The sequence below is a fragment of the Streptomyces sp. NPDC091682 genome (assembly GCF_044756625.1).
Classification (GTDB): domain Bacteria; phylum Actinomycetota; class Actinomycetes; order Streptomycetales; family Streptomycetaceae; genus Streptomyces.
The window spans coordinates 1-5,983 of sequence record NZ_JBIVTH010000060.1; the positions used below are offsets into that span (position 1 = coordinate 1).

A 5,983-nucleotide genomic window follows, 5' to 3' on the forward strand; every position below is an offset into this window, starting at 1 on the left:
CTCGGCCTGTCCGTTCTTTTCCTCCGGGCCGCCCCCTTTTGCAGGGCCGTTTCCTGTTCCTGCACGGCTTCTTTCAGGGCCGACATGAGGTGCTTGCTGACCCGCAGCCCTGCGGCATCGTGGTGAGCGCGGACGGTTGTGGAGTCCACGCTGACCAGCGACAAGTCCGTTCTTCCCACACAGGCACCCTCGGCAATCAGGCCTTCGAGCAGGGCGGTGAAGACACCGGCGTCCCGCCAGACCCGGAAGCGTCCGTAGACGGTGGCCCAGGGACCGAACTCGGGCAGGCCTCTCCCGCCACTGGGCACTGGACCGGAACCGCCAGATCACACCCTCGAACTGCTCCCGCAACCGCTCCGGGTGCGGGCCGTACCTCTCGATCGGCAGATATGGGCGGATTCTGCCGCGCAGCTGGCTGGTGCGTAGGCCCAGTGGCCTCGCGATCGCCCCGAACTGAGCAATCAGTCGGTCATCGAATTCGAGCCCCTCTCCCATGCGCACTGGGGCCGGCGACGAGGGGAGTGGACGCCGCTGACCGGCGGCGACGAGCCCCCTCCGCCGCCGGACCGGGAGCCCGTACAGGAGCCGGAGCCGGAGGAGGTCCCGGAGCCGGAGCCTGCGCCCCCGCGGCTGGAGCTGCACCCGGGGGCGGCGGCGGACCTGCTCGCCGGGCTGCGGCGTTACGACCCACGGCTGCTGCTGGCGGAGCGCGACGTACAGCGGCTCGCACCGAAGGTCTCGGCCTGGCTGGAGCGCGGGGCGGACCCCGAGCCCATCGGGCTGACCCTGACCGGGAACCTCCCCGAGGCAATGCGCAGCCCCGCGTGCGTACTCGCGTACCGGCTCGAGGCACTGATCCCGCCGAGCCGGCCGGCCGTCCCGGCGGCCAGGCCGGTCAGACAGCCGGACCCGTTCCAGACCTGCGACGGCTGCGACCGCGCCTTCCGTTCCCCCACCCCGGCCGCTGCCGCGACTGCCCGCCCAAGGTGCACGCGGCCGCCTGAGCCGGGCCCTCTGGGGGTTGACGCGCTGCGCCGTCCGGCCGCTTCCTCGGGATGTCGCTACGCCTGCGGCCCCCGGGCGTGGTCGGCTGTCCGGCGTCCCCACCGACCGACATCGAAAGCTGGTGGTGCCCGTTGTACCGACCTCGCTTGCTCAGTGCGCCAACCTCGGGACCGTCGTCGAGAAGTACTGCCTCCCCGCGGCCATCTCCGCGTACACAGGTGCGACCCCCCTTTGCGGTCGTCCCCCGCCCTGCCTAGAGACTCGGCGACGTCGTGATCAACATGTCTGCGCAAAGATGAATCCTGCTGGTCAGATGGCCGAGCGAGCTGCTTCGCGGTGTGTGCAGTCCGGTTGCGGGGTATTCGACGCAGAGTAGCCTGGAATTGATCGACGCTGCCTTATCTTGGAGGTATGTGATGTTTTTCCGAAGGCTGCGGCGCCGTAAACCGCATCGGCTCTTTCTTATCGGCAACGGCCGTTTGATTCGAGGCTTCAGTGGAGGGCTTTACGACGGCCACGGATATCAGCCCTGATACAGCCCACCGTGTCGAACTCGGCTTTCCGCAGAGTCCGTGCGGTAGGCCGAGTTTGGAGTATGTGTGGTGGCGGAGGAGACCGACACCCTGGTGGCCATTACGCGGGTTCTATCACCGCATTGCTGTGTCACCAGGACGTCCAGCGGAGCCCTGATCGCCGACTGGAGGCGGCGGACCCGTTTTCTCGGCATGACGACGACGGACGTTCAGAAATTCGTTGAGGGAAGCCCCGAGGAACGCGCCGAACTCGTCACCGATCTCATCAGCGCCGGGTGCGCGACGGATCACCGGAAGGCGTACTCGGACGTCGAGGTCGGGCTCTGGCTGCGCGGAGTGCACCTGTCGATCCGGGCCATGGGATTCGGGCGCGTCCTTCGGCTCCTGTCCTTGGCGGCCCCGGTGTACGCACGTGCAGACGCCCCTGCAGTGGAGGAGGTGGTGCGGCTGAAACAAGCACTGCGATCACACAGTCACAGAAGCTGGTTCGTGAACGACGACTGCAAGGCTGAGGCCGTGACGGCCTTCGTCCTTCTGCGGCGCTGCGGCTTGAATGCCGTGCTTCACGTCGGTGTGCGCGAGCACCCGTTCGCCTTGCACGCCTGGAGCTCTTCGGCGGGCGTGTGCATCCCCGATGCCGATCCGCGGGGGCACGCGTACACGCCGGTTCTCTCGATCAGATGCGGCGGGCAGTGACGTGGAGGCACTCCGCCTTGACTGGGCCGGGGGTGCACCGAGGCTCCGGGCGGCCGAGGCCATGGCTCGGCAGGGACTCGTGACGACGGTCTCCTCACGGGCCGGCACTGCCGTGGTCGTCGGCTGGGTCGGCTCGGTCCGGGACCGTGTGGCGGGCGCGCGCGGGCTCCTGGACGACGTCGGCCGACCGGGAGTCACACCGCGTCTGCCGATCGGCGACTATGCGGCCGTCCCGGTGTGCCGCGACCGCATTGTGCTGATCCGCGACGACCATGCGCGCATTCCCCTGTTCTTCAGGGAGTCCGGCGGGCGCGTGAGCGCGGTGAGTACGTCGGCGCGCTGTCTGGGCGACTTCGAAGCGCTGGAACGCAGCTACTTCTGCCGGTTCCTGACGGGGAACATGGCGCAACCGCACTCGGAACTCACCCCGTTCTCCGGTGTGCACCGGATCCTCGGCGGCGAGGTGGTGGAGCTCTCGATCACCGGGCAGCTGCGTGGTCGGGTGCACAGGCGCGTCGGTGAGGCCGACGACCTGCCGGAACCGACAGTAGACGGGCTCCGTCTCAGCGGGGCCGCGAAGGACCTGCGCCTCGTACTGGAGAACGCCGTCGAGCGCCGAGCGGGCCGGATGACGGCATGCCACGTCTCCGGCGGCACCGACTCCACCAGCATCGCGTTGCTCGCAGCCCGCCTGCTGGGCGCGGGAAAGGGCCTCCGTGGGGACCTCGTCCTGCTCGCCGGGCGCTTCAACACAGGAGAGCTGGCCGGGGAGCAGCCGTACCTCGAAGAGGCGATGAAGGAGATCTGCCGTCATGCACCGGCAGCCCGTCCGGTGATTGCGGATGCCGACGACGTGGCCGACTTCGACGACTTCGAACACCACGCGGGAGACGCGGACGAGCCCCATGCGCACGCCTTTCGCGCCCCGCTCTGGAGCAGGCTCCACGGCAAGGCGGCTGAACTGGGCTGTGACACTCTCCTGACCGGTTGCGGGGCGGATCCGATCGCGGACGCCAACCCTCTTCACCTGCACAGACTGGCCCGCACAGGCCAGCTCCGGCAGATGACGAAGCAGGCACGCGCCTGGGCCGCAGGCACCGAGCGCGGCGTACGCGAGGTCGTCTACGACTACGTCATGCGACCGACCCTTCCACTTGCCGCCGAACGGATCACTGCCCTCGACCGCCACGGGACCGTGCTGGGCGGCCTTGGCCGCTTCGCCCGCCCCCGCTGGCTGCGATACGGATTTGCGCGGGCACACGGCTACCGTGAGGCGAGCATCGCGGAGAGCCGCTTCGTGTTCGGACGCAGGCCGGAAGAGTCGTTCTTCGAAGCGGCCAACTACCTTGCTGCTCCCGACCCGCTGTCCTGGCAGCGAGCACGGCAGGACGGATTCTTCCTCTCGCACCCCTTTCTCGACCGCGAGGTCATCGCCACGATGCGCCGCTTCCCTGCTGAAGCCACGTTCCATCCGGGCCGCCCGAAGGCGGTTCTGCGCGAGGCCATGGCAGATCTGCTCCCCTCCCGGATCCGCGGCCGAGCGGCCAAGATCCCCTTCGACCAGCTCTATGCCCGCGGCTTGCGGGCGCACGGCGACGAACTTGTCGACCTCTGCTGCTCCGCGAGGCATCCGCTGGTCGCGGAAATGTTCGACATCCAGGTGCTGTGCCGGGCAGTGAGGGAGGCGCGGTTCGGCGTGGGGAACGCGGAATCCTGGGATCGACTGAATAGCTCCCTTGCCCTCGTGGCGTGGCTGGAGGGATTGGGGCCGCGCCCCCGCACGCTCGGTGCGGCAACGGCGGTCATCGACGGCTCTTGATGTTCCACAGCGATTGTTGGATCGGGCCCGTCACGACATCGATGAGGCCGTACCGGTTGTTCATCTCGCGGATTTTCGCTTCGGTCAGGACGCGATCTTCCTCGCCTTTTCGCGTAATGGATGAGGACACGAATGCGCCCTGTGTGCCGAACCCCCAATAGACGGCGACGAAACGGGGGTCCATCGTACGTTCGTCGATCGAATTGTTTTCGCGAACCCTGCCGCTGTAGATGAGGGAGTCGAAATCCTTCTGTTCCTTCACCCACCGGGGCACTTTGCCGCCGCTCCAGGAATACCTGTCAAATTGGACCGAATCCAGGCCGAGTCGGTCCTTGCGTGCGAGGCTCACGCTGGCGTAGAAGGCCACTTGGTCGTAATGCGTGTTGATGGGCAGCTGCACGACCGTTCGCATGGCGAACGTGTCGCTTGCCTCGATCCAACCGCCGGGGACCATCCATGGCTGCGCCGCCAGCAACTCGCCGGAGTGGTGGATCTCCCTGCGGGAGAGCGGGCTCTTCTCCTGGGTTGTTCTCCACTTCTCGGCATCGTCGCGCCATTCCTGCCGGAGCCGGTCACGCGTGATCACCGGCACCCTTTGCCCCATGGCGTGGAACTCGGCGCCCATGACGTAGAAACCCACATCGCTGTCGTTGGTGAGCGTGATGTCGACCGGCACGGCGAACGATTCTCCGTTCATGCTCAATTCATACTTCCCCACGGCCAGCTTGATGACAGGTCTGGCCCCGTGCTGGAATGGCTGATAGAGGTTTTGGTAGCCAAAATTGGCGACGGCGAATACGGAGGATACGATGAACGCCGTGGCCACCTTCTTCGGGGCGGGGATCTTACCCAATTTCCGACACACCACGAAGACGGCCCATGCGGAACCCGCCGCAAGCAGGCCCGACAGCACCATGTAGCCCGGAGAGTCGCCACCCAATACCTCAAGCAGGAGCATGAAATTGGTCAACAATGCTGTGACTGTGCCGGCCAGCGCGACCGGACCGGAATATTGGAAGCTTTTCCAGAACCAGTAGTCCATGACCGCGGCGCCGCCCAACAGCGCGATGGCCGAGGCCACGAGGAGGCCGGCGCCGGTGACGCGTCCCATGAAGCTCAGGGCCTCGCTGAGGTCCTTGTGGCCGAACCTGCCCAGGTAACCAGCCGTCACGAGGAGGACCAGCAGGATCAATACCGGGGTCGGCCATGACCGTTGGGCTTTCGTCAGTACCCGCAGCTCCCGCAGGTACGAGTTGAATCCGGACGCGGGTGGAATCCTCACGCGATCACCTTCTGAGGCTGCAGGCCGTGTGCTGTGCTCCGGATGTGCCGATGACGGCCGCGACCGGCACGGTGTCACCTTCCCGCACCGTTCCGGGCGGTCCGGCGCTGCGCCGAGGGCTCGGGCACCATCGTCCGTGCCGCTCAGTGGGACCACCATCCGGATGCCTCTGGACGGCCTAACCGAAAGGTCCGCGGCGGGAAGTGCCCAAGTGCGGTCGATGACCTTGGCTCCGGCAGGTGCCGCGGAAGCCGACGGCGAAGAGGTAGCTGCAGACCCCCGCCCCCTGCACGAGCAGTCGGCGTGATCACTCGTTACGTGAGGCTGGTGGAGTGGTTCCGTCCGGGGCGGGACGGCCTGCGGGGGCGTCGCCTCGGTGGGCTCGGTCGGGGTGGCCCGCCACGGGGTGCCGTATGCCGGGACTGGGGCGGAGTGCGGGTACATGTGTCACGACTGCGGCGGCGTCGTCTCGGTCGACTGGTTCCGCGAGCACAGGCGGGCTGTCGCGCCGGTGAAGGAGCCGCACCCCGGCGGCGGAATCTGCACAGCGCTGGCCAAGGGGTGGGCGCGGGCCGAATCTTCCGTCCCCTCGGCGCATCCGTAGGTGCCGTTTCGGCGGTGAGTCGGACGCCCCGAGGGAGTGAACTA

At 67.4% G+C, this 5,983-nt stretch carries 3 protein-coding genes and 1 pseudogene; 2 read left to right on the forward strand and 2 right to left on the reverse strand.

The window, feature by feature from the left end:
* A pseudogene (locus ACIQK6_RS42940) lies at positions 1–432 on the reverse strand (transposase); the annotation flags it as partial.
* A gap of 1,175 nt (positions 433–1,607) precedes the next feature.
* On the opposite strand from ACIQK6_RS42940, the gene ACIQK6_RS42945 reads away from it, so the two are divergent.
* On the forward strand, positions 1,608–2,234 hold the full coding sequence (locus tag ACIQK6_RS42945) for a lasso peptide biosynthesis B2 protein (protein WP_329094858.1): 627 nt from the start codon (positions 1,608–1,610) through the stop codon (positions 2,232–2,234).
* A gap of 61 nt (positions 2,235–2,295) precedes the next feature.
* Entirely contained in the window at positions 2,296–4,053 is a 1,758-nt protein-coding gene (locus ACIQK6_RS42950; protein ID WP_402697810.1) for an asparagine synthase-related protein, read from the forward strand.
* Here the strand turns inward: ACIQK6_RS42950 and ACIQK6_RS42955 are convergent.
* Positions 4,037–5,335: a hypothetical protein gene (locus ACIQK6_RS42955; protein WP_402697811.1), complete on the reverse strand. Its 1,299-nt coding sequence runs from the start codon at positions 5,333–5,335 to the stop codon at positions 4,037–4,039. The genes ACIQK6_RS42950 and ACIQK6_RS42955 overlap by 17 nt on opposite strands.
* Positions 5,336–5,983: the final 648 nt, after the last annotated feature.